The following is a 23887-nucleotide window of genomic DNA, read 5'->3' as shown; positions in this document are numbered from 1 at the left end:
TCGGCAAGCCGTACCAAATGCCGGTTTTGAACTACCCGCGAGGGTTGTCGCATAGATACCGCGCAACCGGCCCAATCGACCTTCGTTGGCCAGTCCCGTAGACGCCGTCTCCGCGGCAAGCCCTGCATCGCTGTCTCGTTCCGCACTTGTTCGGCACAGCGGAAGCCTTCGGAAGGAACTGCCATGACACCCGCCAGGTCGATGACCGCCAGCGTGGTTGCGCTGGGGTTCGCGAGCACGCTCACCGCGACGATGCCCGCCTACGCCAACCCCGCACCGTGCCGGCAAGTCGAGCACTACGCGGCGCAGGCGGGGGCTCAGGTGCTCCGGATCAACCGATTGGATCTCGGGCCGCTGGCCTCGCCGGGACATCGGGGCGCGGATAACGGGCCCTCGAAGGGTGCCGGGTTCTCGAAGGGTGCCGGGTCCTCGAAGGGTGCCGGCTCCGGGGGTGCCGGGTCGAGGGCGGGCGCTGGTTCGGATCCTTCGGGCTCGGCGCCGCACCGCCCCGATTTGTCACGGTCAGGAGGGCATGATTCCGGTTCGTCCGGTGCCGAAGCGGAGGGCGATGACGCTGGCACCTCCTCTGGTTCCGAGGATTCCGGCGAGCCGTCCGGAAAGACGGACGTTCAGAACTCCGGCGGTCCCGTTGCGGACATCCTGGGCATAACGCAGCCGGCCTCCTACGCCGACCCCCGCGCAGAGAGTGGATCGGCGATCAAGCAGGTCGCCTATTCGCCGGATGACAAAGGGCGCGCGCCGCGGTCGATCGGTGGCGTGGGGCTCGGTGACGCCCGGACTGTCATGATTGCCGACGGGCCGGTCCACTCGGCGGCCGCCGCTCGGCTCCTGGACGGGCGCGTGGCCGGCTCGTCCGCGGCGAACGACCTCGTGGTGCAGCAGGCGCCGCCGAACAACGGGAAGGCGGCCGTCCGGCGTACCGGGGAGAAGCGCTTCGGGCCGCTGCGAGCGGGTGCCGGCAAGCTCACGGCCCATGCCCGGTGGGACGACAACGTGCGGTGCGGGGTGACGGAGGCTTCGAGTTCGGTTGCCGAGGTCAGCCGGATCACGCTTTCCGGGGGCGGGAACGGTTCGCTCGTACGCGTACCGGAAAAGATCTCGGGCTTGAGCACCACCGGGTTGCTCCAGCGCGGCGGCGAGATGGAGTCCGTCGCCGCTTCGACGATCACCGCCGGCCGGATCAGCCTTGTCGACGGCGAGGTGCGCATCCGCGTGCTGCGCGCTCCGACGCTGCGGGTCAGCATGTCCGCCGGCGGAACCGGAAAGGTCGACTATCAGCCCGCCGTCATTGAAATCTCCGGAAAGAACATCCCGACAAAGCGCTTGGAAACGGTACGTGAGCATGTCGACATCACGGTTAGTGACGAGGTCCACGAGCCGGAGTCGGCGCCCGCATTGATCGAGCCCATCGGCCCGCTGCCGCTGCCGCCCGTCGAGGGTTTGCCGTCGACCGGTGAGCCGGAGACCGCACCCGCGCCGACCGGTACCGGCGGCACGAAGCTGCGCATCTCCCTCGGCGACGTGCGCCAGGCCGCCAAGGGACGGGCCGTGGCCGCCCGCGCTGACACCATCAAGATCGCGCTCGTCCGCGAACAGCGCCGGGCGGGCGATGCTCACGGTTCGGGCGACGCTCGCCTCCGCGATCAGCGCTATGGGGGCGACGCTCGCGGCGCGGGTGACGCTCGCACGAAGCCCGGTTACGGACCGTCCTCAGTGGTCGCTGATCTCGGCATCGGGTTGCTGGAGGGCGCGGCTGTCGCCCCGCAGGCGGGTTCTGGCGTTTCTTCCGGGGTTTCGTCGGGCAGCGCGCCCGGCGGGTCCGGTGCGGGCGCGGCGGCCGGCGGTCTGCCCATCACCGGCCCGCGCGCCGTCTCGATGGCCCTCGGCGGTGTGGCGCTGCTGATCGGCGGGATCGGCGTGGTGCTGCTCACCGCCCGGAAGCGTCGGTTCGACTCCTGAGCCGTGCGGGCGGTCGCGGCAACGGCCGCTCGCACCGGGCATTGTGGACTTTGGGACGGCAAGATGCTACCGACGCCCCGGAACGACGTTTCACGGCCAGCCGATACCCCAGCCGGCGCACACGTTGGGCCTCAGACGAGAAGTGGGTTTTGCAAGGGGGCGGAATCGTCGAGCAGGGCTTCCCCTTGGTCGTAGGCGTCGGCGATCGTGCGGAGTAGGAGGGCGCTGACGTCGGCTGCGGCGCGGGCCTGCTGGTCGGGTGAGTGGGTGCCGGATGAGTGAGCGTCGGGTGAGTGAGCGTCGGGTGGGTAGGCGGCGGGTGAGTGGGTGCCGGGTGGGTGGCTGTTGCCGGCGGTGAGGGTCAGGGCTTCCGCGGAGGTCAGGGCTTCGGTCAGGGCCAGCGCGAGGTCGGTTCGGGCGCGGGTCATCCACGCGGTGAGGGCGTCGGCGTAGTCGGCTGTCGCCTCCATCCGGCGGCTGAGGCTGTCGGGACCACCGTTGAGGTGCTGGGCGGTGCGGCGGCGGGCCTGCTCGTACGCGTCTGCTGCCTCGCCTGACCAAGCGGCCGTGAGGGGCAGTGCGTCGGCGAGGGCGGCATAGGTGCGGGCCTCAGTACGCAGGTGGGGCACCGCTGCGGAAATCGCCTCGGGGCGCAGGTCGCACACGGCTCGGACGGCGTCGCCGGGCAGGAGCCGGACGCGGCGTAACTCCGGCCAGACCGGGTGGCCCTCCGGCGCGCCGGCCGTGGAGAGCACGGTGTCGACGCGGGCCAGCAGGGGGGTTGCGGCCTCCACCAGTTGATCCAGACGGTCGGTCATCACAGCCCTCGCTGGAATCTGTGGCGCACCGCGTCGTCGGTGGCGACGTAGTCCCGCGCGCCGGCGCGCACCGACTCGGCGATCTCGGTGAGGCGCTCGGAGGCGTTCGCGGCTTCCCGGGCCCGGGCGGCGAGCACCGCTGTCCAACCGGCGTAGAGGGCGCGGCCGATTCTGCCGGGCCGACCGGCCTCGTCGGCACCGAAGACTGCCGCGCCTGGGGCAAGGTCGGGCAGTCGTCGGTCCATCGTGGCCAGCGCCTCGGCCGCGGTGTCGATCTGATCGGCGAGCCCGTTCACGTCAGTGCCCCTCCAGCGTGCGGAACGATCCGAATACTTCGCCGTGCAGCTTTTCCCGTGCCCATCGGGCGGCCTCCGTCGCGCTGGCCACCACCGCTCTCATCTCCCGGGCGAACTCCACGGCGTCGCGATGACTGAGCCCACCATGCAAACGAACGTCCACGATGTCCCCGGCGGCGGTGACGACCACCTCGATCGACTGGTCCGGCGAGTGCACCGACACGGAGTGTGCGACGACGGCTTTCTCGTAGTCGGCACGCAGCTTCTCGATGTGCCGATATCGGTCGATCGCCTCGTCGATCCACGTCTCGTCGATTTCGCGGGCCATTGATGGCTCCTCACCGCGCGTCATACTGTCGTCGCGTTCCGGGATCAGACCGTACCGGTTGCGGTGACGGTCCCGCTACGCCAGGCAGTCCCTTGTGGATAACGCGCCTCTTGGCTACCAGCAGTTACTTTGATGGCCTCGAAAGTCACATTGCGTAGCTAAATCTGTAGCTCAGACAAACCCTTGGATGGCGTGGGGCCGAGATCCGGGGCGGCGGCGGGGGTGATGTGGGGACGGGCGGTCCGGGAAATGTCGGGGTGGGGCAATACCATCGTCGGGTGAGTCCGCATGACGTGTTTTCGGAGCTGGTGGGGCAAGACGAGCCGGTGGAGACGCTGCGCCGGGCTGCTCGGGCGGCGGCGCAGGTCGTTGCGGGCGGGCCGGGCGGCGGTGGGATGACCCATGCCTGGATCTTCACCGGGCCGCCGGGGTCGGGGCGGTCGGTGGCGGCGCGGGCGTTCGCGGCGGCGCTGGAGTGTGAGCGGGACGGCGCCGGGTGTGGTGAGTGCCATGGGTGTCATACGGCGCTTGGGCGTACGCATGCTGATGTCCGGTTTGTGGTTCCTGAGGGGCTTTCCATCGGCGTCAACGAGATGCGGGCCCTCGTGCTGCGGGCGGCGAGCGCTCCGTCGGGCGGACGGTGGCAGGTGGTGGTCATCGAGGATGCCGACCGGCTCACCGAGGCGGCCGGCAACGCGCTGCTCAAGGCCATCGAGGAGCCGCCTCCGAGGACTGTCTTCCTGCTCTGCGCCCCGTCCACCCACCCGGACGACATCTCGGTGACCATCCGTTCCCGCTGCCGGGTGGTGGCTCTGCGACAGCCGCCCGCCGATGCCGTGGCGGAGGTGCTGGCGCGCAGGGATGGTGTCGCTGCGGAGGTCGCGGCGTGGGCTGCGGCGGCTGCGCAGGGACATGTGGGCCGGGCGAAGTTGCTCGCGGCTGATCCGGAGGCGCGTTCTCGGCGGGAGGCGGTGCTGGCGGTGCCGCGCCGGCTGACCGGGATCGGGGCCTGTTTCGACGCCGCTGCCTCGCTCATCGAGGCCGCTGAGGCGGAGGCGGCGGCCGCGGTGGCCGCTGGTGATTCCAGTGAGAAGGCGGCGCTGGAGCAGGCACTGGGTGCGGGCGGTACGGGTCGCGGCGCGACCGGAGCCATGCGAGGTGCCGCGGGGCAGATCAAGGAACTGGAGAAGCGGCAGAAGTCGCGGGCCACCCGGGCACAGCGGGATGCGCTGGATCGGGCGCTCGTCGATCTGGCCGGGTTCTACCGCGACGTGCTGATCACCAACCTGCGTGCGCCGGTGGCGGTGGTGCACCGCGACACCGCCGACCAGTCGGAGGCGGCCGCGCGGAAGTGGTCGGCGGAGAGCACGCTCCGTCGTCTCGAGGCGGTTCTGGCCTGCCGGGAGGCGATCGAACAGAACGTCAAGCCGAAGATCGCGGTCGAGGCGATGATGGTCACCCTCTGGCGCGGCTGAACGGCCCGGCAAAGCAGCGGGGCGGCGCCACGGCCGCACCGGCGGACGGTGCCGGCACGGCCGTGTGCGGTCGTCCCCCGCCCAGCCCAGGGGGCGGGAAGACTGCCGAAACTTCCGACCGCTACGCGGCAAGCTTCCACACAGCCCACCCCACGTCAACCCGATCATCAACCGTCCAATAGATGGACGTCACGACATTCTGGCGACTACCAGCTCCTTGACGGCATAGATCGAGCCGCTCTAGCTTCAGAAAGCTCGACCGCCCGATCCCCGAGACTTTCGGAGCGTCTGATGTCGACTCGCCGTGACCTGCTCACTCTGGCTTCCGGTGCCGCCGTCGCCGCGGCCACCCTTCCCTCGCCCGCGGCGGCTTCCAGCCGTGCCGACAGCTGGGTGGCGACCTGGGCAGCCGCGCCGACGACGATCCCACCGGGCGCTCCGCAGGTGCTGACCGACCAGACCGTCCGGCACGTGGTGCACACCAGCGCCGGGGGCGACCAGGTGCGGATCCGGATCAGCAACGAGTTCGGGACGACACCGCTGCACGTCGGTGAGGTGCACGTCGCGGTGCGGGCCGGCAGTGGGGCGAGCACCGACGCGGTCCCCGGTACGGACCGGCGGGTCACCTTCGGCGGACGGGGCGAGGTACGCGTACCGGCCGGCTCGCCGCTGGTCAGTGATCCGATCCGGTTGCCGGTCACCGGCGGCACCGACCTCGTGATCAGCATCTACCTGCCCGATCCGACTCCGGTCACCACCCTCGCCGCCTTCGCCTTCCAGGACAATGTCGTCGCCGCCGGAAACGTCACAGCGGCTCGCCAGGTCACCCCAGTCCGTACGGTGGGGCAGTTCCTGTTCCTCTCCGGCGTGAGTGTCCGCGGTTCGCAGAAGGCCATCGTCACGCTAGGCGACTCGATCACCAACGGGGCGAACACCGCGACGAACGCGAACCACCGCTGGCCGGACCGTCTCGCCGCCAGGCTGCGCGCGGCCCGGCTCGGGCGTGGGGTGGCGAACGTCGGCATCTCCGGCAACCGGCTGCTGCACGACCCCAATCCGGCCGCCGGCAGCAACGCCGAAACGTTCGCCGCGTACTTCGGGCACAGCGCGCTGCGGCGCTTCGACCGCGACGTGGTGGCACAGCCGGGTGCCGAGTTCCTCGTGGTGCTGATCGGGGTCAACGACCTGGGCCACCCGGGCACCGTCGCACCGGCGAGCGAGGTGGTGACGGCGGACGACCTGATCTGGGGGCACCGCCAGCTGATCGCGCGGGCGCGACAGGCGGGACTGCGGGCGTACGGTGCGACGATCCTGCCGTTCAAGGACGACACCCTGGGCTTCTTCAGTCCGGAGAACGAGCGGAAGCGTTCCGCGCTGAACCGTTGGATCCGGACGTCCGGCGAGTACGACGCGGTGATCGATTTCGACCGTGCCGTCCAGGATCCGGCCGATCCGCTCCGGTTGAACCCCGCCTACGACAGCGGCGACCACCTGCACCCCAACGACGCCGGCATGGCCGCGATGGCCGCCGCCGTTCCGCTCAAGCTGTTCAGGTAGAGCGGGTTCAGATAAAGCAGTTCAGATAGAGCAGTTCAGGCAGAGCGGAGGGATCACGGGTGGCGGCGCGCCTGCCGCCCGTCCGGCGCCTCGTCCTCGAGCCCGAGGTCCTCATCGAGCCCGAGGACGTCGGCCATCTCGTCGAGCGGCGGAGCCTCCGGCACGCCCTCGGAACGCTCCGGCGCCCCACCGAAGGAAGCAGAACCGGCAGAGGAAGCGGAACCGGAAGCAGCGGAGGCGGGAGAATCCGAAGCCGCCGCCACATCGAGCGCGCTGAGCAGCCCGGCCAGCCGCCCGGACACCGCTTCCGCAATCTCCTCGACCGGCCGCGCCGCGTCCAGCACCAGGTAACGCTTGGGGTCGCCCGCGGCGAGATCGAGGAACGCGTACCGCACGCGTTCGTGGAAGGCGCGCGACTCGCTCTCCAGCCGGTCGGCGCCCTCACCGCGGGAGTCGACCCGGGTCAGGCCGACGCCGGGGTCGACGTCGAGAAGAACGACCAGGTCAGGCTTGAGGCCGCCGGTCGCCCACGCGGAGAGCCAGGAGATCTCCTGGACGGGCAGCGTACGACCGGCGCCCTGATAGGCCAGGGACGAGTCCACATACCGATCGCTGATCACGACGGCACCACGGGCGAGAGCCGGCCGGACCACCGTGGCGACGTGGTGTGCGCGATCGGCCGCGTACAGGAGGGCCTCTGCCCGTGCCGAAGGCGCGTCGCCCTTGTCCAGAACCAGTCCACGGATGCGGGACCCCACCGGGGTGGCACCCGGCTCCCGGGTGACGACCACGTCGCGACCCTCCGCCTGGAGCACCTCGGCGAGCCGGGTGACCTGCGTCGACTTGCCCGCGCCCTCGCCGCCCTCGAACACCACGAACACCCCGGACCGGACGAAGGCGTCGGGCGGTGAGAGCGGGCGGCCGCGCAGCGAGCTCCAGAGGTCGGCGAACACGGGTACGCCACGCTTGTCGTCCATCTGGCGGAACGAGCTGATGCCGACCCAGATCCCGATGGCGCCGGCCACCAGCAGCAGGACGCGGGTGGAGGAGACGTCGACGTGCAGCGGCCCGAACTCGACCCGGCGGGAGCTGCCGAGCCCGACCAGGAAGCCGGAGAGGGTGATGGCGAGCAGCAGCACCATCCGGACGCCGATCTGCACGACGGCGAAGACCCGGCCGCGCAGGGCGTCCTCGATCTCGCCGTAGAGCAGGGTGGTGCCGGCCAGGAACGCCATGCCGGCGCCCGCGCCGACCAGCAGCGCGCCGACGAGCGCCATCGAGAGGTGGAAGGCGAGGCCGAGGAACATCACCGAGCCGCTGGCGAGCACGATGTTCATGCCGAACCAGCGGCGCCGGGACAGGTCCTTCACGATCATCGGGCCGAGCCCGATGCCGAGCGCCAGGCCCATGAAGATGACGCCGAAGAGCAGGAAGAACGCGGCCTCACCGGCACCGAGTGAGGTGGCGAACGTCCGCGCGGCGCCGATCACCACACCGCCGGCCGCGAACGCGCCGAAGATGCCCAGCACCAGGCCACGGACCAGCGGGGTGCTGCCGAGGTATTTCCACCCGTCCAGGAACTGGCGAGTCATGCTCTGCTCGGCGGCCTTGATCCGTTCCTCGCTCTTGCCGCCGATCTCCTTGATGCCGAAGAAGACCACGAGCGCGGTGGCCAGCCGGGCGAGCGCGTTGATGTAGAGGGCGATCTGCACGGGCTGCGCCCAGTCGGGCAGCGAGAGGCCGGACTGCTGGAGGCCCGCGGTGAGGGCGGAGAGCACCAGGGCCGCGAGAATCGGCGTGATCCCGTACGTCGTGACGAGCGTGAGCTGGTTGGACACCTCGATCCGGGACTTCGGGATGAGGTTGGGCACCGCCGCTTCCTTGGCCGGGATCCAGATCAGCGTGATCGTCTCGCCGAGGAAGGTGGCGATGGTGGCCCAGGCGACGGTGAGCGCCGGCGAGCCGCCGAAGACCGGCACCAGCGGGATCGACCCGTAGATCACGAACCGCAGGAGGTCGGTGATGACCATCGTGTAGCGGCGGTCGAAGCGGTCGGCGAAGACACCGGCTATCGGCCCGAGCAGCAGCGCGGGCAGCAGGCGCACGGCGATCGTGCCGCCGAACGCCGCGCCCTGGGCGGCCGGGTTGTCGAACTGGGCCGAGGCGAAGATGCCGGTGGCGAGCAGGCCGATCCAGTCGCCGAAGGAGGCGGCCGCGAGGACCAGCCAGAGTCGGCGGAAGCCGCGCAGGCGCAGGACGGAGCGCAGGGCCGCCGCCCCGGAGAGGTCAACGGGCCCCGGGTCCTGTTGCTTGTCCGTGCTGATGGCCGTTACCTCCCGTGGTCACTGCTCGGAGCACTGTAACCGGCCGGTGCAGCTCACCGGGGGTCCGCACCGTGGAGCGGCGATTACGCACGTACGGGTGGGGTAGAGATGAATGTCTTTCGTGTTACCTCGAAGAGGGTTAACGTGCTGGCGTGCTCACAGACCGCATCGCCCTGCGCCAGCGGCTCGACAAGGCCACCGATCACGTGGAGACCCCGGTCGCCGTCGTCGACCTGGCCGCGTTCGACGACAACGCCGAGCGCCTGACCGCGCGTGCCGCGGGCAAGCCGATCCGGGTCGCCAGCAAATCGGTGCGCTGCCGTGCCCTCCTCGAGCGCGTCCTGGCACGTCCGGGCTGGCGGGGCGTGATGGCGTACACGTTGCCTGAAGCGCTCTGGCTGGTGCGCTCGGGCGTGACCGATGACGTGCTCGTCGCGTACCCCACTGCTGATCGTGCCGCCCTGCGTGAGCTGGCCGCGGACCCCGCGCCGGCCGCAGCGGTGACCCTGATGGTCGACCACCCCGCCCACCTGGACCTGATCGACCAGGTCGTGCCGCCCGCCGGCCGCTTGGACCTGCGCCTCTGCCTGGACTTCGACGCCTCCTGGCGTCCCGCCGGGCCGCTGCACGTCGGTGTCCGGCGCTCGCCGGTGCACTCGGCTGTCCAGGCCGGCGCGATGGCCCGGATGATCGCCGACCGGGAGGGGTTCCGCCTGGTCGGGCTGATGTCCTACGAGGCGCACATCGCCGGTGTCGGCGACAACCCGCCCGGTCAGGCCCTGCGCGGCCGCCTGATCCGCCTGATGCAGAGCCGGGCCTACCCCGAGCTGCTCAAACGTCGTGCCGCAGCCGTCCGGGCGGTCCGCGAGCACGCCGACCTGGAATTCGTGAACGGCGGCGGCACCGGCAGCGTGGCGGCGACGAGCGCCGACCCGTCGGTGACCGAGGTGGCCGCCGGTTCGGGCCTGTACGGTCCAGCGCTGTTCGACGCGTACCGCAGCTGGCGCCCGGCCCCCGCCGCGTTCTTCGCGCTCTCGGTGGTCCGCCGCCCGGCGCCGCGGATCGCCACCGTGCTCGGTGGAGGCTGGATCGCGTCCGGTACGGCGGAGAAATCCCGCCTGCCGGTGCCCTACCTGCCGGAAGGGCTCCGGTTCAAATCCGACGAGGGCGCCGGAGAGGTGCAGACGCCCCTGCTCGGTACGCCTGCCGAACAGTTGCGCCCCGGCGACCGCGTCTGGTTCCGTCACGCCAAGGCCGGCGAGCTGTGTGAGCACGTCAACGAGCTACAGCTGGTCGACGGCGAGACAGCCACGCCGGCCCTCACCTACCGTGGAGAAGGCCGTGCGTTCCTCTGAAGGAGGACCAGGCGTGGAAACAGGGTCAGGCGTCGACGTGCCGGTGCAGGTACTCCCGGATCAGCGCCTTCGCCTCGGTCAGGACCGCCTCGTCACCGCTGGACTCCCGGCGGAAAGCCAGCTTGATCAGCGCGTCCGCCGCCTCGACCGAGATCTGCAGCGCGAACCGCAGCCGGACCCGGTCGATCAGCTGGAACTGCTCGACGAGCAACTCGGCCAGGCGCTCGGCGATGACCGCGTTGTTGTCCCGGTCCGAGTCGAGCAGGTGCAGGTCCACCACGTCACCGAAGTGCAGCGTCCGGAAGCCCGGCACACTGCGGTGCATGTGGATGTAGCCGTCTATCGCAGCGTCCACCGCGTCCCACCAATGAGTGAACGTCTCGCTGGCGAACCGGTCGGAGAGGCTCTGCAAATACGCGTCCATGTTGCGCAGCGCGAGGGCCTGGACGATGGCCCGCTTGTCCGGGAAGAACTGATAGACCGAGCCGATGGCGACCTCGGCCCGCTCGGCAAGCAGTGTGGTGGTGAGGCCCTCATATCCGACCTCGTCCACCAGCTCGGCGCAGGCGTCGAGCATGCGCTGTACCCGGGCAACGCTTCTGCCCTGCACCGGAACCCGCCTCAGCGGTCCGGTGCTGACGGTTGGTGTCGACACGCGTCGCCACTCCCTCTCAGCAGTGAGATTCAGACACGGAATTCCGTAGGTCGTGAACAAATCTCAGTGATAAATCGAACGTTACTCGGATCAACGAGCGAGGCGCATCGACGGGACGCCAGGTGCGCCTGACCGCTCGGACGGAGGACAAAGGCCCGAATGACCAGACCCGTTAACTCGCGTCGGTGGAGCAACTGGGGACGAAACCAGGAGTCCGTCGCCGAGGTGCTGACCCCCGGCAGTATCGACGAGGTCGCCACCCAAGTGAACCAGGCTGCTGAAAGCGGACGCAGAATAAAGGTGGTCGGCAGCGGGCACTCGTTCACCGCCATCGCCGTCGCCGATGACCAGCGCATGGTCATGCACCGGCTGAACGGACTGGTGTCGATCGACGGCCCGTTGGTGACCGTGCAGGCGGGCATGCCGCTGTCCACTCTCAACACCCTGCTCGCCGAGCGCGGCCTCGCCATGCCCAATCTGGGCGACATCGACGCGCAGACCGTCTCCGGCGCGATCTCCACCGGCACGCACGGCACCGGGGCGGGGCACTCCACCCTGGCGTCCTTCGTCGAGGCGGTGACCATGGTGACGGCGGGTGGGCGGGTCGAGCATTACAAGAGCGATGCTCCCGAGTTTCCGGCGATCCAGCTCGGCCTCGGTGCGCTCGGTGTTCTGGTCGAGGTGACGCTGCGGTGCGTGCCGGCGTTCGTGCTGCGTGCCGACGAGCAGCCGATGGCGCTGGGTGACGTGCTGGCCGGTCTCGACGACTGGATTCCGGCGAACGACCACGTGGAGTTCTTCTGGTACCCGTACACCGATCGGGCCTCGCTCAAGCGCAACAACCGGGTGGCCGAGGACGACCGGCCGCTGCCCGCGCTCCGCGGCTGGTTCGACGACGACTTCCTCTCCAACACCGTCTGGCAGGGCGTCTGCAAGCTGGGCCAGCGGCTGCCGGCGGCGGTTCCGGCGATCAGCGGTGTCGCGGCCCGCGCGCTGAGCGCACGGACCTACACCGGGCGGTCCGACCAGGTCTTCTGCTCACCGCGCCGGGTGCGTTTCACCGAGATGGAGTACGAGATTCCGCGCGCTGCTCTCCCCGAGGTCCTCGACGCGCTGTCGGGCATCTTCGAGCGGCTGCCGTTCAAGGTGCAGTTCCCGGTCGAGGTGCGGTTCACCGGGCCGGACGACGTCTGGCTGTCGCACGGGTACGGCCGGGAGTCCGCCTACGTCGCCGTGCACCAGTTCCTCGGCACGCCGTACGAGCCGTACTTCCGGGCCTTCGAGGACGTCTGCACGCCGCTGGGCGGGCGGCCGCACTGGGGGAAGCTGCACTATCGGGACGCGGAGTCGCTGCGTCCCGCGTACCCCCGGTTCGGCGACTTCCTGGCCGTCCGCGACCAGCTTGACCCGTCCCGGATGTTCACCAACGAATATCTGGAACGGGTCTTGGGGAGCTGAGTCCTATTCGGCTGAGGCCGCGGCCTTCCGGGGCGCGGCCTTCTTCGCCGGCGCCTTCTTGGCGGCCGTGGTCTTCGCGGCGGTGGTCTTCTTCGCCGCCGTCGCGCGCTTGGCCGGTGCCTTCTTCGCCGCGGTGCCGTCGGCGCTCTTGGCCGCGGCCTTCGCCGGAGCCTTCTTCGCCGGCGCCCGCTTCTTCGGGGTCACCGGTCCCTTGGCCCGCTTCTCGGCGAGCATCTCGGACGCCTGCTCCAGCGTGAGTTCCTCGGGGGTCTGGTCGCGCCGCAGCGACGCGTTGTACTCCCCGTCGGTCACGTAGGGACCGAACCGGCCGTCCTTGATCACCAGAGGCTTCTTGGTGGCCGGGTCGTCGCCCATCTCCCGCAGCGGCGGCTTGGCGGTCCGGGCCTGCCGTCCCTTCGGCGCGGCCAGCAGCGCGAGCGCCTCGTCCAGCGTCACGGTGAACAGCTGGTCCTCGCTCGCCAGCGACCGGGAGTCCTTTTCCCGAGCGATGTACGGCCCGTACCGCCCGTTGCGGGCGACGATCTCGATGCCCTCGGCGTCCTTGCCGACCACCCGGGGCAGCGACAGCAGCTTCACCGCTTCCTCGAGGGTGATCGTGTCCGGCTTCTGGTTCTTGAACAGCGAGGAACTGCGCTCGCCACTCTGCACATATGCCCCGTAGCGGCCGGACTTGACCACCACCGGCTCACCGGTGGCCGGGTCGTCGCCCAGTGCGCGGTCCCCGTTGCCGGCGAGGAAGAGCTCCGCCACCTTCTCCGGGGTCAGCTCGTCGGGCGCCACGCCCTCCGGGATCGAGGCCCGGTCGTCCGGCGCGTCCTCGGGAGCGTCCAGCGGGCGCCGCTGCAGGTACGGCCCGAACTTGCCGACCCGGACGACGACCTTCCGGTTCTCCTCGTCGATGAAGAGCGGGATCGAGTTGACCTCACGCGCGTCGATCGCACTGAGGTTCTCGGTGACCATCTTCTTCAGGCCGCCGTCCCGGGCGATCTGGTCGTCGCCGCTGCCGGACTGGCTGCCGAAGTAGAAGGAGGTGAGGAACGCCAGCTGGGTGCCGTCACCGGCGGCGATGTCGTCGAGCTGGCCCTCCATGGCGGCGGTGAAGTTGTAGTCCACCAGCCGCGGGTAGTGCCCCTCGAGCAGGCCGATCACGGCGAACGCCAGGAACGACGGGATCATCGCCTGGCCGCGCTTCTCCACGTACCCGCGGTCCTGGATGGTCTGCATGATCGACGAGTACGTGGAGGGACGGCCGATGCCGAGCTCCTCGAGCGCCTTGACCAGCGAGGCCTCCGTGTAGCGGGCCGGCGGCGAGGTGTGGTGACCCACCGCTGCCAGCTCGTCGGCGGTCAGCGGCTGGTCCTTCACCAGGTTCGGCAGGCGGCGCTCGGCGTCCTCCGCCTCGGCGGTCTCGTCGTCCGAGGACTCCACATACGCCCGGAGGAAGCCGGGGTCGGTGATGGTCTTGCCGGAGGCCGAGAAGTCGGCCTCCTCGTTCGCCGTCGACACCGCGCGGATCCGGACGCTCACCGAGTTACCGACGGCGTCGGTCATCTGCGAGGCGATGGTCCGGCGCCAGATCAGCTCGTAGAGCTTGAACTCGTCGCTGGTCAGCTCCTTGGCGACCTCACCGGGCGTCCGGAAGTTGTCCCCGGCCGGCCGGATCGCCTCGTGCGCCTCCTGCGCGTTCTTCGCCTTCGTCGTGTAGCGGCGCGGCTGCGGCGGAACGTTGTTCGCCCCGTACAGCTCGGCGATCTGGCGGCGGGCGGCGCTCAGAGCGGTCTCGGAGAGGTTCACCGAGTCCGTACGCATGTAGGTGATGTAGCCCTTTTCATACAGGCTCTGCGCGGTGCGCATCGTCTGCTGGGAGGAGTACCGCATCTTGCGGGCGGCTTCCTGCTGCAACGTCGAGGTGATGAACGGCGCGTACGGCCGGCGCCGGTACGGCTTCTCCTCGACCCGGGTGACCTTGAACGGCCGGTTCTCCAGACGGGCGGCCAGCCCGCGGGCGCCGTCGCCGTCCAGCTGTACCGCGTTCGAGCCGGGCCTCAGCTGGCCGGTGGTGGGCTCGAAGTCCTTGCCGGTGGCGATCCGGTCGCCGTCCAGCGCGATCAGCGTGGCCTGGAAGTTGCGGGGCCCGTCGATCTGACCCTGCACGGCCAGCTGGGCGAGGATGTCCCAGTACTCCGCGGAGCGGAACGCCATCCGCTGCCGCTCACGCTCCACGACGATGCGGGTGGCGACGGATTGCACACGGCCCGCCGACAGGCCGCGCATCACCTTCTTCCACAGGACCGGGCTGACCTCGTAGCCGTAGAGCCGGTCGAGGATGCGGCGCGCCTCCTGTGCGTCCACCAGCGAGCGGTCGATGTCACGCGGGTTCGCCACGGCGGCCTGGATGGCCGGCTTGGTGATCTCGTGGAAGACCATCCGCTTGACCGGCACCTTGGGCTTGATCGTCTCGATCAGGTGCCAGGCGATGGCCTCGCCCTCGCGGTCCTCATCGGTGGCGAGGAAGATCTCGTCCACCTCTTTGGCGAGTTTCTGCAGCTTGGCCACCTGCTGCTTGCGGTTGTCGGAGACCACGTAGAGAGCGTGGAAGCCGTTGTCGACGTCGACGCCGAGCCGCGCCCAGGCCTCGCCCTTGTACTTGGCAGGCACCTCGTCGGCGTTTCTCGGCAGGTCGCGGACATGCCCGACGGAGGCCTCGACCAGATAGTCGGGGCCCAGGTAACCGGCGATCGTCTTGGCCTTCGATGGAGATTCGACGATGACCAGACGGGTCGTCCTGGCGTCACTCGGCACGGCACTCCCATAGTCAAGGTCTTCGGGCGCTCCCCGTCCGCCCGGCAGAGCACAGATGTTCAACGTAACGCGCCGGACGAGCCCACATTCCCGGGGAACCCCGCAGTCGGATGGTAACGGTCCGGCCACCGCATGCGTCCGACCGCGACACCGTACACCGGGAAGACGTTGTTATGTCGGACACAATCATGGAAGATCACGCAGCTGCGCCACCGGGCCAGACCTCTTCGGGTGCTGCCGCGGGTCGCTCACCGACCAGCTCGGCGAGTCGCCGGAGCCGTCGCCGCCCGGTGATCAGATAGAACCGTCCGTCATCCGACAGCCGCCCGGCAAGACCGGCTCGGACCAGGGCGGATTCCACCGATTGGCGGTCTTTCTCCGGGTCCAGGCCGAGTGCGTAACCGCCGGGTTGCGGGCTGCCCGCGGCAGCGACCCACAGACGCAGGCGAGGTCCGCTGAGGAAGAGCTGTGCGGCGGCTGCCGGCCAGGCGCGGGCCAGGCTGTTCAACCTCTGGGAGTACGCGGTACGCACGTCGAACCACTGCCGCGGCGGTTCGGGCTCCTCGCCGTCCGGCGTGGCGGTGACATCCGCCTCACCCGTGCTGTCGGGTTCTCCCGGCTTCGGGTCTTTCGACTCGTCGACCGCTTCAGGGGCGGAGGGGAGCTCGTCCGCCCGTACCGGATCGGGGTCGTCCATGACCGGAGCCCAGCTCGCGGTGAGGCCGCGCGTGACCAGTTCGGTGACCAGCACGTGCACTCGCCAGGCTGCATCCACCCGGACCGTGACGCGGGCCGTGCCGCCCATCCGGCCAAGACGGCCCGGACCGGCCAGCAGGCCGGCGAGATCGGCCGGCGACGGCTCGGTGGTCTCCGCGCCGAACATCGACAGCTGGCGGCCGGACTCGGGACCGGCGGCATGACGCAGCACCGGGCGCTTCGCCACCGGGATCGGTGGAGGGAGCACCTCGCGCGGAATCAGCGGCCAGCCGGTGTCGGTCATCTCACTGGCACTGTGCTCGCGTGTTCACTGGCATTCCGGGAGCGAGTCGAAGGCCTGTCTCAGCTCCACCGACTCCAGCTTCGTGGTGTCCAGGCTGCTTTTCTCGTAGTCGGTGGTGAGGCGCTCGACCACCTTGCCGACCTCGGTGTAGAAATTCTTCGCGGGGGTGGTGGCCAGGGCCTGTATGCCACTGCGCGCGGTGCCGTAGGCATCCCGGATGCCGGCCAGCGAGCCGGTGAAACCGTGCGCGATCGCATCGCCGTTCGTCACGTCGGGGATACCGGCGCGCTCGACCTCGACCCGGGCCTCCTCGCTCGCCGACGCGGCGCCGTCGAAGAGACGGGACAGGTTCTCCTTCGCCTGACCCGGCGTGGTCCTGCTGCTCATCTGCTGCTGGGTGCGGCTGGTGAGCGTGTCGATCTCGCTGCGCCAGGGGCTGAGGGCGGTGCACACCGAGGCGGCCCACGCCTGCGGCCCGGGCTGCGCGGAACACCCGCTCAGCGGCACGGCGAGCACGGGGACGAAAGCCAGGGAGATCAGTCGGACCGCGCGCATGGGAAGCAGCGTACGACTCCGGTCCGTCACTCCACACGCCTCGATCGAGTCAAAGCGAAAGGGCACCCGTTTCCGGGTACCCTTTCGTCCTGCTAGGAGCATCTATCCAGAGAAAATTGCCTCAGCCGACGTTGTCCTTGATGCGGGACGACTCGCCGTCGCGGGCGTCCGGCGCCGTCTTGGCCCCGTCGCCCGCACCGACAGCCGCGGTACCGGCGGGCTCGCCCATCGAGATCGGCTTGCGCTTGCTCCAGATCACCGCGGCGGTCACGACCGCCACCGCGAGGACCGCCACGCCGACACGCGCGCCGGTGTTGGCGTCCGTGCCGTAGCTGAGCGTCACCACGGCGGGAGCGATCAGCAGGGCGACCAGGTTCATCACCTTCAGCAGCGGGTTGATCGCCGGGCCGGCGGTGTCCTTGAACGGGTCGCCGACGGTGTCGCCGATGATCGTGGCCTCGTGCGCCTCGGAGCCCTTGCCACCGAAGTTGCCGTCCTCGACCAGCTTCTTCGCGTTGTCCCACGCGCCGCCGGAGTTGGACAGGAAGACCGCCATCAGCGTGCCGGTACCGATCGCACCGGCCAGGTACGCGGCCAGCGCGCCCGGGCCGAGGCCGAAGCCCACAGCGATCGGCGCGGTGATCGCGAGCAGACCCGGAGTGAGCAGCTCACGCTGCGCGTCGCGGGTGCAGATGTCGACGACACGGCCGTACTCGGGACGCTGGGTGCCGTCCATGATGCCCGGGAACTCGCGGAACTGGCGCCGGACCTCCATCACGACCGCGCCCGCCGAGCGGGAGACCGCGTTGATCGCCAGGCCGGAGAAGAGGAACACCACTGCCGAACCGATCAGGAGCCCGACCAGGCTGCGCGGGTTCGAGATGTTCAGCTGGGCCAGGATCTCGTTGCCGACGTCGGTCACGCCGGCGGCGGTCATCGAGCTGGCCAGGCTGTTCGTGTACGACCCGAACAGCGCCGTGGCGGCCAGGACCGCCGTGGCGATCGCGATGCCCTTGGTGATCGCCTTGGTGGTGTTGCCGACCGCGTCGAGCTCGGTGAGGATCTGCGCGCCGCGCTCGTCGACGTCACCGGACATCTCGGCGATGCCCTGCGCGTTGTCCGAGATCGGGCCGAAGGTGTCCATCGCCACGATCACGCCGACCGTGGTGAGCAGGCCGGTGCCGGCCAGCGCGACAGCGAACAGCGACAGGGTCAGCGACGAGCCGCCGAGCAGGAAGGCGCCGAAGACGCCCGCACCGAGCAGCAGGGCCGAGTAGACCGCCGACTCGAGGCCGACGCTGATGCCGGCCAGCACCACAGTGGCCGCGCCGGTCTGCGACGACCGGCCGATGTCCTGAACCGGACGGCGGGTGGTCTCGGTGAAGTAGCCGGTCAGCGCCTGAATGGCGGCGGCCAGCACGATACCGATCACGACCGCGCCCACCGCGACCCAGCGGGGGTCCTGCCCGCTGTTCACGATCTCCTCGGAGATGCCCGCGTCACCGAACCCGGCGAAGCTGGACGGCAGGTAGGTGAAGCTGACCACCGTGACGGCGATCGCGGAGAGCGCCGCCGAGATGTAGAACGCCCGGTTGATCGCGGTGAGGCCGTTGCGGTCACTGGCGCGCAGACGGGTGATGAAGACACCGACGATCGCGATCACCACACCGACCGTGGAGATGATCAGCGGGAAGATCAAGCCGTCCTGGCCGAACGCGGCCGAACCCAGGATCAGCGCCGCGACGAGGGTCACCGCGTACGACTCGAAAAGGTCGGCGGCCATGCCGGCACAGTCACCGACGTTGTCGCCCACGTTGTCCGCGATGGTGGCGGCGTTGCGCGGGTCGTCCTCGGGGATGCCCTGCTCGACCTTGCCGACCAGGTCGGCGCCGACGTCGGCGGCCTTGGTGAAGATGCCGCCGCCGACCCGCATGAACATCGCGAGCAGCGCGGCACCGAAGCCGAAGCCCTCCAGGACGGTCGGAGCGTCACCCTTGAAGATCAGAACAACGAGGGCGCCACCGAACAGGCCCAGGCCGACGGTGAGGAAGCCGACCACACCACCGGTACGGAAGGCGATGCCCATCGCCGTCTCCCGGCCACCCTGCTCACTGGCGGCCGCGGCCACCCGCACGTTCGCCCGGGTCGCCAGCGCCATGCCGGCGCCACCGATGAACGAGCTGAAGAGGGCACCGACGATGAAGAACAGCGACCGGCCGATCTTGACCCAGGTCTCGTTGTCGGTCTCGTGCACCGGCAACAGGTACAACAGGACGACCGCGATCACGACGAAGATCCCCAGTGTCCTGAACTGGCGGATCAGGTAGGCCGAGGCGCCCTCCTGCACGGCACCCGCGATCTCCTGCATCTTCGGTGTGCCACGCGCGGCACGCAGCACAGACTGGACGAACATCGCGGCGAAGCCGAGAGCCACCAGGGCGAACACCAGCGCGACGATGACGAATGTGACGTTTGACCCGCTGAGGGACGACACCCCGCCACCGTCGGCGGCAAGGTTTATCGGAGTCCCGGACATCAATGTCCTCCTGTACGTACAACGAACCGCACCCGGACAGCGGACGAAACCGCCGGGCGCGTTCCCCGGGGAGCGGGGAACAACCGGCCGGACCCGCGGACGCGGGACCAGCAGTAGCTGACAACTCGCGTACTGTATAGGTCCTGCGTGGCGATCGTCACATGCGCCACCAGCTGTGTCGCGGTGATGTTCACCGCTGTGTTAGCACGGCGACGAATGGGTATCGGACACAGTTGATCTCCCGCCGCAGGTGGGCGGGCGTGCGGCGTCCAGCCTGGTGGGTGATTGTTGATCGCGGCGTAATTTGCCGGAGTGTTCCCGCTAAAGGGGTTTTCTTCCGCTCTACTGCGGGTGGTGGGCCGCGTCAGCGGCGGGCGACCGGCCAGATCATGCGGACCTCGGTGCCCGGGCCGTCCTCCACCGGGCGCACCTGCAGGTCGTCCACGAAGCCGGCGAGCAGGGCGAAGCCGACACCCGTGGTGAGCGCCTCGTCGGTCAGCGACTCGTCGGCCAGCTCGTCCGGAGGCAGCTTCGTCAGGCCGACGCTCGCCTCGATCGGAGCGTGGTCGATGACCCGGACCATGTACGAGTCCGAGTCGGACATCTCCACGGTGACCAGGTCGGGAAGGCCGTACTGCCGGTGCAGGGCCACGGCCCGGGTGCATGCCTCACCGATGGCCAGCCGGACCTCGTCGAGCAGGTCCTCGGCCACTCCGGCACGCCGGGCCACGGCGACACCGACCAGCCGGGCGGTACGCACGTGCACCGGTGCCGGCGAGAAGGACAGCCGAACAGTCGCCATCACGAAGCAGAACCGCTGCCGTCGCGTTCGGTTGCCGCCTCGACCGTCGGGAAGATCGGGAACACCTGGTCCAGCGCGGTGATCCGGAAGATCTTCAGCAACGGCTCCTTGGCGCAGACCAGCCCGAACGTGCCATGGGCCGTCCGCAGCCGTTTGAGCGCACCGACGAGCACGCCGAGCCCGGTCGAGTCGAGGAACTCGACCCGCTCCAGATCGACGACGACGTCACGGGCACCCGCGTCCACCAACTCGATAAGACGCTCACGCAGGCGAGGGGCGGTGTAAACGTCCACCTCGCCACCGACCTCGAGCACAGTGTGCTCAGCGACGGTACGGGTCGCCAGCGACAGCTCCATCGGTCCTCCTCCCTGATCTCCCCCCGCGAAATCTAACCACCGACCAGCTCGCGGCGACGCCCGGCACCCACCGTCCTACCCGTTTGAGGTTCGGGGCATTCCGATGTCACAGTGCAATGCGTGACGTCCACCGCCTTCGGTCCTGCTGAGCTGCTGCATCGGCTGCGGGCTCGCGGTTCCGCGTCGACGGTGTCCCCGATCACACATATCGAACGGATGCCGCCCCGGTCCGGGCGCACGACACCGTGGCCCGCGTGGACCGAACCCGCAGTGCGTGATGCTCTCACCGCACAGGGAATCGTCGCACCCTGGGACCATCAGGCCGCAGCCGCCACCCTCGCCTGGGAAGGCAAGCACGTTGTGCTGGCCACCGGCACCGCATCGGGCAAATCCCTCGCGTACCAGCTGCCCGCGCTCAACGCGCTGACAAGGGACCCTAAGGCGACAGCGCTCTATCTGTCACCCACCAAGGCACTCGCGGCCGACCAATTGCGCGGAATCGCCCGGCTCGGGCTCGACGGTGTGCGGCCTGCGACGTACGACGGTGACACTCCCCGTGAGGAGCGGGAGTGGATCCGGCAGCACGCCCGGTTCGTCCTCACCAACCCCGACATGCTGCATCATTCGCTGCTGCCGGGACACGCGCGGTGGGGTGTCTTCCTCAGGCGCCTGACGTACGTGGTGATCGACGAGTGCCACACCTATCGGGGAGTGTTCGGCTCGCACGTCGCGCACGTCCTGCGACGGCTGCGCCGGGCGGCGGCCCGATACGGCAGCTTGCCCACATTCGTCCTGGCCTCGGCGACGTCCGGCGATCCGGCCGGTACGGCTTCCCGGCTCCTGGGACTGCCGGTGACCGCTGTCACCGAGGACGCGTCGCCGAGGGGCGGGGTGACCTTCGCGCTGTGGGAGCCGCCGCTGCTGCCGGCGTCGAAACTCTCCCTGCCCACCCAGCCCGGTCCCGAGTCGGCCCCGGAATCACCCGCCGACCCCGATGGGTTCGTCGACGTCGAGTTGCCGCCGATCCGCCGTTCGGCGCTGCGGGAGACCGCGGACCTGCTCACCGACGCCGTCGTCGCCGGCACCCGGACGCTGGCGTTCGTCCGGTCCCGCCGGGGAGCCGAGGTGGTCGCCACGATGACGCGGCGGGCACTGGACGAGGCGGTTCCCGGGCTGGGTGAGCGGGTCGCCGCCTACCGGGCCGGCTACCTGCGGGAGGACCGGCGGGCGATCGAGCGGGCGCTGCTCTCCGGTGAGCTGCTCGCGCTGGCCTCCACGAACGCGCTCGAGCTCGGTGTCGACCTGGTCGGCCTGGACGCGGTGCTGATCTGCGGTTACCCCGGCACCAGGGCCTCGTTCTGGCAGCAGGCGGGCCGGGCGGGGCGGGCCGGCAACGAGGCGCTCGCCGTGATGGTCGCCCGGGACGATCCGCTGGACACCTACCTCGTACACCATCCGGAGGCGTTGTTCGGCCGGCCGGTCGAGGCGACGGTGCTGGACCCGTCGAACCCGTACGTGCTCGGTCCGCAACTGTGCTGCGCCGCCTCCGAGGCGCCGCTCACCAACGACGACCTCGAGCTGTTCGGCGGGGAGCCGGCAGCCGCCGCGGCTCGGGCGCTGGCCCAGCAGGGCGTGCTGCGGCACCGGCCGTCCGGCTGGTACTGGACGCACCGGGGCCGGCCCGAGGTGGATCTGCGGGGTACCGGCGGCGCCCCGGTGTCGGTGGTCGAGTCGGCGACCGGCCGCCTGCTCGGCACTGTCGACCCCGCCTCGTCGCACGCCACGCTGCACTCGGGAGCGGTCTACCTGCACCAGGGCGTCTCGTACGTGGTCGACAACCTCGACCTGGAGGACGCGATCGCCCTGGTCCACCAGGAGGAACCGGACTGGACCACACACGCCAGGGACGTCACGAACCTGTCCGTTGTCGACGTCCGCTCGTACGTGGACGCCGGCCCCGTCGGGCTCTTCCTCGGCGAGGTGGACGTGACCAACCAGGTCGTGTCGTACCAGCGGCGGCGCATCGGCAGCGGCGAGGTGATCGACACCCGGCCGCTGGATCTGCCGGTGCGCGAACTGCGTACGGTCGCCGTCTGGTTCACGGTCTCACCGGAGGCCCTGGTGTCCGCCGGGGTCGAGCCGGCCGACTTCCCGGGCGCCCTGCACGCCGCCGAGCACGCCGGTATCGGCCTGCTGCCGCTGATCGCCACCTGCGACAGGTGGGACATCGGCGGCCTGTCGACGGCGAACCACGCGGACACCGAGGCGCCGACGGTCTTCGTCTACGACGGGCATCCGGGTGGTGCGGGGTTCGCTGAGCGGGCATACGGGACGGCGGCTGATTGGCTGCGCGCCACGCGGGAGGCGATCGCCTCGTGCGTTTGTGAGGCGGGATGCCCGTCGTGTGTGCAGTCGCCCAAGTGCGGGAACGGCAACAATCCGCTGAACAAGGCCGATGCCGTGAAGGTGCTGGACACGGTTCTGGCGGCTCTCCCGCCGGCCTAGTGCGAGGGAGGCCCCCGGATCGCCCGGCAATCAGCTGGCTTCCAGTGCTGCCTCCCGACTCCCGAGACACGCGCACGGGCACCGCGCTAGCCACTCACCAACTCGAGACCGGGCCGGCTCGGGCGTCGGCGGTGGCGACCCTGGACAGGCCCGGTAGGGGCTCGACCCTCACCTCGACCCGGATCACTATCTCCAGGCCGTTCACCAGGCACGACGTCATCCGGCCACTGTTCGCCGCGGCATATCGAGCGGCCTCCACGCACGCCGGGCCCGCGCCCTCGATCGCCCGGCGTCCGCCCGCCAGGGCGCCCAGATCCGCGGCGTTACGGGCCTCGTGCCGCGCCACCCGCGCCGAGCCGACAGCCGCACCGAACAGGCCCACCGTCACCAGCACGACGCCCACGGCCAGCACGAAGATCGATGCGGCGCCCCGGTCGGGTTCCCTCGCGTTCGTGCGACCTCCAGGCTTCACATCGGGACCTCTTCCGGTTCCCGGGCGGCGACGGCCGTGGCTCGCACGGTGATCGCCGGCAGATTCCCGCCCAGGACCCGCACCCGTGCCGACACCACCGCCGTGACGCTCTCCCCGCCGACCGAGACCTGGATGTCCGCACCTTCGGGACCCGTCGCGGCCGCCACTGCCCTAGGCTCCTCGCCGCGTGCCGCGGCCAGAGCGGCCTCCCGCGCCGCGTCCAGGCACTGCGCCTTGATCATGACCGCCGAGACAGCCGCCATCCCGGCCAGGAACAGGACCAGGAGCGCCGGCAGCCCGACCGCGAGCTCAGCGGTGAACGATCCCCGGTCCCGGCCGGGCCACCGGCGCCCGTTCACTTCAGCGCCCGGCCGATCAGCCCGCTCAGTGCCGCTTGCACGCCGGCGCTCGTGACCACCTTGAACAGGACACCGGCGAAGGCGACCGCCGCCAGCGTGCCGACGGCATACTCGGCGGTGGTCATCCCGGCGTCAGCGGCTTCCGCCCGGAGCCGCCGGATATTGACGATGAGTTTGTGCACGTGGACCTCTCCTCAGGTTGGGCGGCGCGGCGCCCGACACGCCACACCGCG

At 70.0% G+C, this 23887-nt stretch carries 20 protein-coding genes; 6 read left to right on the top strand and 14 right to left on the bottom strand.

Annotated elements, in window-relative coordinates; genetic code table 11:
• Window positions 1–804 precede the first annotated feature (804 nt).
• The gene (locus tag ACFQV6_RS12535) at window positions 805–1980 is read left to right on the top strand and encodes a hypothetical protein (protein ID WP_378027583.1); all 1176 of its coding nucleotides are present in this window, start codon (window positions 805–807) and stop codon (window positions 1978–1980) included.
• Between the two features lie 131 nt (window positions 1981–2111).
• On the opposite strand, the gene ACFQV6_RS12530 is transcribed toward ACFQV6_RS12535, so the two are convergent.
• From ACFQV6_RS12530 to ACFQV6_RS12520, 3 genes are read right to left on the bottom strand one after another with little or no spacing between them, the layout of a single operon-like run.
• Window positions 2112–2798: a hypothetical protein gene (locus tag ACFQV6_RS12530; protein WP_378027582.1), complete on the bottom strand. Its 687-nt coding sequence runs from the start codon at window positions 2796–2798 to the stop codon at window positions 2112–2114.
• Window positions 2798–3094: a hypothetical protein gene (locus ACFQV6_RS12525; RefSeq protein WP_378027581.1), complete on the bottom strand. Its 297-nt coding sequence runs from the start codon at window positions 3092–3094 to the stop codon at window positions 2798–2800. Before ACFQV6_RS12525 ends, ACFQV6_RS12530 begins: the two co-directional genes overlap by 1 nt.
• Before the next feature lies 1 nt (window position 3095).
• The gene (locus ACFQV6_RS12520) at window positions 3096–3422 is read right to left on the bottom strand and encodes a YbaB/EbfC family DNA-binding protein (protein ID WP_378027580.1); all 327 of its coding nucleotides are present in this window, start codon (window positions 3420–3422) and stop codon (window positions 3096–3098) included.
• A gap of 278 nt (window positions 3423–3700) precedes the next feature.
• Between ACFQV6_RS12520 and ACFQV6_RS12515 the strand changes: the two genes are divergently transcribed.
• Both ACFQV6_RS12515 and ACFQV6_RS12510 read left to right on the top strand, forming a co-directional pair.
• Entirely contained in the window at window positions 3701–4897 is a 1197-nt protein-coding gene (locus ACFQV6_RS12515) for a DNA polymerase III subunit delta' (protein WP_378027579.1), read from the top strand.
• 291 nt (window positions 4898–5188) lie between these two features.
• Complete coding sequence (locus ACFQV6_RS12510; protein ID WP_378027578.1) at window positions 5189–6454, top strand: SGNH/GDSL hydrolase family protein; 1266 nt, start codon at window positions 5189–5191, stop codon at window positions 6452–6454.
• A gap of 53 nt (window positions 6455–6507) precedes the next feature.
• Here the strand turns inward: ACFQV6_RS12510 and tmk are convergent, their stop codons facing one another.
• Complete coding sequence (gene tmk, locus ACFQV6_RS12505; protein ID WP_378027703.1) at window positions 6508–8703, bottom strand: dTMP kinase; 2196 nt, start codon at window positions 8701–8703, stop codon at window positions 6508–6510.
• A 227-nt stretch (window positions 8704–8930) separates the two neighbouring features.
• On the opposite strand from tmk, the gene ACFQV6_RS12500 reads away from it, so the two are divergent.
• Window positions 8931–10133 carry an amino acid deaminase/aldolase gene (locus ACFQV6_RS12500; protein WP_378027577.1) on the top strand — a complete coding sequence of 401 codons (1203 nt, stop codon included), beginning with the start codon at window positions 8931–8933 and terminating at the stop codon, window positions 10131–10133.
• A gap of 25 nt (window positions 10134–10158) precedes the next feature.
• Here the strand turns inward: ACFQV6_RS12500 and ACFQV6_RS12495 are convergent, their stop codons facing one another.
• Entirely contained in the window at window positions 10159–10788 is a 630-nt protein-coding gene (locus ACFQV6_RS12495; RefSeq protein ID WP_378027576.1) for a TetR family transcriptional regulator, read from the bottom strand.
• Window positions 10789–10947: 159 nt separating this feature from the next.
• Here ACFQV6_RS12495 and ACFQV6_RS12490 point away from each other — a divergent pair, with 159 nt between their 5' ends.
• Complete coding sequence (locus ACFQV6_RS12490; RefSeq protein WP_378027575.1) at window positions 10948–12246, top strand: D-arabinono-1,4-lactone oxidase; 1299 nt, start codon at window positions 10948–10950, stop codon at window positions 12244–12246.
• A 3-nt stretch (window positions 12247–12249) separates the two neighbouring features.
• Here ACFQV6_RS12490 and topA read toward each other — a convergent pair whose 3' ends face one another.
• The 6 genes from topA to ACFQV6_RS12460 all read right to left on the bottom strand — a co-directional run bounded on the left by topA (window position 12250) and on the right by ACFQV6_RS12460 (window position 20318).
• Entirely contained in the window at window positions 12250–15069 is a 2820-nt protein-coding gene (gene topA, locus ACFQV6_RS12485; protein WP_378027574.1) for a type I DNA topoisomerase, read from the bottom strand.
• 196 nt (window positions 15070–15265) lie between these two features.
• Window positions 15266–16069: a hypothetical protein gene (locus ACFQV6_RS12480; RefSeq protein ID WP_378027573.1), complete on the bottom strand. Its 804-nt coding sequence runs from the start codon at window positions 16067–16069 to the stop codon at window positions 15266–15268.
• Window positions 16070–16093: 24 nt separating this feature from the next.
• Window positions 16094–16624 carry a hypothetical protein gene (locus tag ACFQV6_RS12475; RefSeq protein WP_378027572.1) on the bottom strand — a complete coding sequence of 177 codons (531 nt, stop codon included), beginning with the start codon at window positions 16622–16624 and terminating at the stop codon, window positions 16094–16096.
• Window positions 16625–16745: 121 nt separating this feature from the next.
• Window positions 16746–19160 (bottom strand): sodium-translocating pyrophosphatase, encoded by a 2415-nt coding sequence (locus tag ACFQV6_RS12470; RefSeq protein ID WP_378027571.1) that lies wholly within the window; start codon window positions 19158–19160, stop codon window positions 16746–16748.
• 364 nt (window positions 19161–19524) lie between these two features.
• On the bottom strand, window positions 19525–19965 hold the full coding sequence (locus ACFQV6_RS12465; RefSeq protein WP_378027570.1) for an ATP-binding protein: 441 nt from the start codon (window positions 19963–19965) through the stop codon (window positions 19525–19527).
• Entirely contained in the window at window positions 19962–20318 is a 357-nt protein-coding gene (locus ACFQV6_RS12460) for an STAS domain-containing protein (protein WP_378027569.1), read from the bottom strand. The genes ACFQV6_RS12465 and ACFQV6_RS12460 overlap by 4 nt, the downstream gene beginning before the upstream one ends.
• A 111-nt stretch (window positions 20319–20429) precedes the next feature.
• Here ACFQV6_RS12460 and ACFQV6_RS12455 point away from each other — a divergent pair, with 111 nt between their 5' ends.
• Complete coding sequence (locus tag ACFQV6_RS12455; protein WP_378027568.1) at window positions 20430–22823, top strand: DEAD/DEAH box helicase; 2394 nt, start codon at window positions 20430–20432, stop codon at window positions 22821–22823.
• Window positions 22824–22917: 94 nt separating this feature from the next.
• On the opposite strand, the gene ACFQV6_RS12450 is transcribed toward ACFQV6_RS12455, so the two are convergent.
• Genes ACFQV6_RS12450 through ACFQV6_RS12440 form a run of 3 tightly spaced genes read right to left on the bottom strand, consistent with a single transcriptional unit; the run spans window position 22918 to window position 23779 of the window.
• The gene (locus ACFQV6_RS12450) at window positions 22918–23295 is read right to left on the bottom strand and encodes an Rv3654c family TadE-like protein (RefSeq protein ID WP_378027567.1); all 378 of its coding nucleotides are present in this window, start codon (window positions 23293–23295) and stop codon (window positions 22918–22920) included.
• Window positions 23292–23654 (bottom strand): TadE family type IV pilus minor pilin, encoded by a 363-nt coding sequence (locus ACFQV6_RS12445; protein ID WP_378027566.1) that lies wholly within the window; start codon window positions 23652–23654, stop codon window positions 23292–23294. The genes ACFQV6_RS12450 and ACFQV6_RS12445 overlap by 4 nt, the downstream gene beginning before the upstream one ends.
• Complete coding sequence (locus ACFQV6_RS12440; protein ID WP_378027702.1) at window positions 23651–23779, bottom strand: DUF4244 domain-containing protein; 129 nt, start codon at window positions 23777–23779, stop codon at window positions 23651–23653. Before ACFQV6_RS12440 ends, ACFQV6_RS12445 begins: the two co-directional genes overlap by 4 nt.
• Window positions 23780–23887 lie beyond the last annotated feature (108 nt).

The sequence above is a fragment of the Actinoplanes sp. GCM10030250 genome, from assembly GCF_042666575.1.
Lineage (GTDB): Bacteria > Actinomycetota > Actinomycetes > Mycobacteriales > Micromonosporaceae > Actinoplanes.
This window is presented reverse-complemented; position numbering and strand designations above follow the sequence as displayed.

Excerpts from the sequence above, each read along its gene's own strand:
- ACFQV6_RS12510 (WP_378027578.1), top strand. The coding sequence starts at position 5,189 with ATGTCGACTCGCCGTGACCTGCTCACTCTGGCTTCCGGTGCCGCCGTC.
- ACFQV6_RS12480 (WP_378027573.1), bottom strand. The coding sequence starts at position 16,069 with ATGACCGACACCGGCTGGCCGCTGATTCCGCGCGAGGTGCTCCCTCCA.
- ACFQV6_RS12440 (WP_378027702.1), bottom strand. The coding sequence starts at position 23,779 with ATGACCACCGCCGAGTATGCCGTCGGCACGCTGGCGGCGGTCGCCTTC.
- ACFQV6_RS12490 (WP_378027575.1), top strand. The coding sequence starts at position 10,948 with ATGACCAGACCCGTTAACTCGCGTCGGTGGAGCAACTGGGGACGAAAC.
- ACFQV6_RS12535 (WP_378027583.1), top strand. The coding sequence starts at position 805 with ATGATTGCCGACGGGCCGGTCCACTCGGCGGCCGCCGCTCGGCTCCTG.
- ACFQV6_RS12520 (WP_378027580.1), bottom strand. The coding sequence starts at position 3,422 with ATGGCCCGCGAAATCGACGAGACGTGGATCGACGAGGCGATCGACCGA.
- ACFQV6_RS12530 (WP_378027582.1), bottom strand. The coding sequence starts at position 2,798 with ATGACCGACCGTCTGGATCAACTGGTGGAGGCCGCAACCCCCCTGCTG.
- ACFQV6_RS12460 (WP_378027569.1), bottom strand. The coding sequence starts at position 20,318 with ATGGAGCTGTCGCTGGCGACCCGTACCGTCGCTGAGCACACTGTGCTC.
- ACFQV6_RS12475 (WP_378027572.1), bottom strand. The coding sequence starts at position 16,624 with ATGCGCGCGGTCCGACTGATCTCCCTGGCTTTCGTCCCCGTGCTCGCC.
- ACFQV6_RS12470 (WP_378027571.1), bottom strand. The coding sequence starts at position 19,160 with ATGTCCGGGACTCCGATAAACCTTGCCGCCGACGGTGGCGGGGTGTCG.